The sequence below is a fragment of the Gluconobacter sp. P1D12_c genome (assembly GCF_018812105.1).
GTDB classification, from domain to species: Bacteria; Pseudomonadota; Alphaproteobacteria; order Acetobacterales; family Acetobacteraceae; genus Gluconobacter; species Gluconobacter oxydans_A.
Genome location: NZ_JACSIQ010000191.1, coordinates 1 through 589, shown reverse-complemented (window position 1 = coordinate 589; position 589 = coordinate 1). Strand labels below are relative to the sequence as shown.

The 589-nt window shown below is 41.9% G+C and carries 1 protein-coding gene; it reads right to left on the bottom strand.

What is annotated here, in order from left to right:
- Positions 1–17: 17 nt before the first annotated feature.
- The coding region (locus KP705_RS16275) for a hypothetical protein (protein ID WP_215764997.1) at positions 18–589 on the bottom strand (572 nt) is incomplete at its 5' end.

Below are 589 nucleotides of genomic sequence, written 5' to 3'. Positions count from 1 at the left end.
CCTTCGGGGTCGTCGCTCTAGGCAATAGAGCGATCAGAACCCTTTTGAGGCTTCGCCTTAGGTTCCCACGTCGCCTGGAATGACTCAAGCCACTCCTTCGCAATCCTATCGCAATCACGCATTAAATCATCCAACGTGTAGACAGTCTTAATGAACGGAACAGGATTAATTCCATGCGAATCCAAAGAATCAAAAACTAAACCAAGATAAGTTTCAAGCTGTTCATTCTTCTTCTGTAAATCTCTGAACGGCTTGCCCTTATCAAAACTTTTTTCGCGTTCGCTTTTCAATTCGTTCAATAGTGATTTTCGTGATTCATTACTTTTGTGAATTTTTGTTTTTAGTGATGAATTACTCGCTTTCAACTTCTCATTTTGATTCTTCAATAAATGAATTTCATTTTCACGAGACTTCGCACCATCATCAAAACGGCTTTTCGTGAATGACTCAGAAACCTGAACAACACCACCAGCAACAGCAGAAGAAACAGCACCAACCAACGTGCCAGCCTTCTCAAACTTTTCAGCCTTAGCTTTTGCAGCATCAACACGCTTTGCAACAGCACGACCATCAGCCAGAGCAATAGCTA